3 protein-coding genes are annotated in these 2,283 nt (G+C 76.0%); 2 read left to right on the top strand and 1 reads right to left on the bottom strand.

Going from position 1 to position 2,283, the window contains the following annotated elements:
• Positions 1–42: 42 nt before the first annotated feature.
• Positions 43–1,086, bottom strand: coding sequence for a DUF3533 domain-containing protein (locus ACI795_RS19410; protein WP_457077302.1), 1,044 nt, complete (start codon positions 1,084–1,086; stop codon positions 43–45).
• 53 nt (positions 1,087–1,139) lie between these two features.
• On the opposite strand from ACI795_RS19410, the gene ACI795_RS19405 reads away from it, so the two are divergent.
• Positions 1,140–1,766: a TetR/AcrR family transcriptional regulator gene (locus tag ACI795_RS19405; RefSeq protein ID WP_457077301.1), complete on the top strand. Its 627-nt coding sequence runs from the start codon at positions 1,140–1,142 to the stop codon at positions 1,764–1,766.
• Between the two features lie 163 nt (positions 1,767–1,929).
• The gene (locus tag ACI795_RS19400; RefSeq protein ID WP_457077300.1) at positions 1,930–2,139 is read left to right on the top strand and encodes a hypothetical protein; all 210 of its coding nucleotides are present in this window, start codon (positions 1,930–1,932) and stop codon (positions 2,137–2,139) included.
• Positions 2,140–2,283: the final 144 nt, after the last annotated feature.

Below are 2,283 nucleotides of genomic sequence, written 5' to 3'. Positions count from 1 at the left end.
GTCGACGCGTGACGTCGGGCTCTCGGTACCGAGAGCCCGACGTCAGGCGGGTTCGGGGTCGGCGGCGGTGCGGCGGCCGGAGCCGAGGACCGTGGCGACCAGGCCGACGGCGGCGTAACCGGCGAGCACCAGGCAGGCCTGCCCCGCGCCGGCACCGCCGAAGTAGACGATCCCGCGGACGGCGCTGGTGCCCGCGCCCGGCGGCAGCCAGGGGCCGATCGCCGCCCAGAACGGCGGCAGCAGCGGCGCGGGGTAGGCGCCCCCGGCGCTGGGGTTGCCCAGGACGACGAACAGCAGGATCGCCAGGCCGATGCCGATGAGCCCGGTCCACACCTGCAGGGCCATGGTGAACGCGCCGACGGCGAAGACCAGCAGCGCACCGAAGGCCGACAGGGTGAGCAGGTGACCGTCGAAGACGTCGAGCACCGGCCCGGTGATCACCGCGCCGCCCACCCCGGAGACGACGGCGTAGAGCGCCAGCGCGCCCAGCCGGACCAGCCCGCGTGCCCGGGTGAGCGGCCGGGAGCCGGCGCTGACCCCGATGATCGAGGCCACCAGGTACCCGCCGACCACCCAGCCCACGGCCAGGTAGAACGCGGAGAGCCCGCGGGCGTCGCCGTCGGCGGCGGGCACCACGTCGTCGACGGTGAGCGTGCGCTGCTGGGCGGCGTCGACGGCGCTGAGCACCTCGGTGAGCGCTGAGCTGACCGCGCCACCCTCCGCGCCGGCGACCAGCAGGGTGTCCTCCGCGCCGGAGCCGAGCAGCAGGACGCCGTCGACCTCCCGGTCGCGCAGCAGCAGCCGGGCCCGGCCCTCGTCGGCCACGGCGCGGGCGTCGAGCGGGTCACCGTCGAGGCCGTCGAGCCGGGTCGCCATCGACTCGGCCGTGCCGGCCGGGGCACCCGCCGGGGCGACGACTGCCAGCGGGACCTCCCGCGGGGTCGGGGCGTGGAAGGCGCCCACGTAGCTGAGCACGAAGCCCAGCTGCAGGAGCAGGACGCCGACCACCAGGACCGCCGCCCGCCGGGTGACCCCCGGCAGCAGCTCCCGACGGGGCACCTCGTGCTGACCGTGCGCGGTGCTCACCTGCACTCCTCGATACTGGACGGTATCCGATACCGCTCAGTATCCTCAGAGCCGTGACCAGCACAAGGCCGGGCGGTGCGACGCCGCGCACACCCCGCCTGCCGAAGGAGCAGGTGCGGAGCCGGGTGCTCCGGGCGGCCGGTGCGGTGTTCGCCGAGCGCGGGTACGCGGCGGCCAGCCTCGACCAGGTCGCCGCCGCGGCCGGCTTCACCAAGGGCGCGGTCTACTCCAGCTTCGGCAGCAAGGACGAGCTCTTCCTGGCACTGATGGACGCCGAGGCGGCCACCCGGGTGGCCGCCGTCGAGGCCGCTCTCGACCGCACCGTCGACCTGCCGACCGCGCTGGCCGCGGTCGGCGCCGAGCTCGCCCAGCGCGACCCGGCCTGGCAGCTGCTGTTCCTGGAGTTCTGGCAGCGTGCGGTGCGCGAGCCGGCCGTGCGCACGGCGTTCGTGACCGCCCGGCGCGAGCTGCGCGGCCGGGTCGCCGCCGTCGTGGACCGGTTCCTGGCCGAGCACCCGGTGCACACCGGCTGGGACGCCGCCTCGCTGACCGTCGTCGTCCTCGCCCTGACCCACGGGCTGGCCGTGGAGGGGCTGCCCGACCCCGAGGCGGTGCCCGACGGGCTGCTCACCCAGGTGCTCGCCGACCTCGTCGACCCCGCGCCGCCGACACCCCGGTGACGAAGTCGCCGCTCTCTGGCAGACTCTGACCAGACCAATGGTCCAGTTCGAGTCGACAGATCGATCGAATTGGCAGAGTGACCACACTCTTCCGATCATCTTCGGTTACTTCTGCCCCCGCGCGGCTCTGACACGGACCGGTTCGCACCACTAACTTCCAGTCATGCTCTCGACGCTCTTGATCATCGCCGGCGTGCTCGTGGGGCTGCTCGTGCTGCTCACCCTGATCGTGCGGCTCAGCGCCCGACCGGAGACCCGCGGCCGGACGACCGCGACCCGCGCCCCGGGCTGGGTCGTGGACGCCGGCCAGCCGCACCCCGACGCCTGGTCACCGCTGTCCCAGACGAGCACCCAGATCCGCGCCGTGCGCTGATCGGCGGGCGCCCGCCCGCAGTCGTCCCCCTCCCGGGGGGGGGGGGGGGGGGGGGGGGGGGGGGGGGGGGGGGGGGGGGGGGGGGGGGGGGGGGGGGGGGGGGGGGGGGGGGGGGGGGGGGGGGGGCGGCGGCCGCGCGGCGGG

It is taken from the genome of Modestobacter sp. SYSU DS0290 (assembly GCF_054050955.1).
The sequence above is the reverse complement of the archived record's forward strand: the minus strand, read 5'-3'. Positions and strand labels throughout refer to the sequence as shown.

Coding starts and splice junctions, on each gene's coding strand:
- ACI795_RS19400 (WP_457077300.1), top strand. CDS start 1,930: ATGCTCTCGACGCTCTTGATCATCGCCGGCGTGCTCGTGGGGCTGCTC.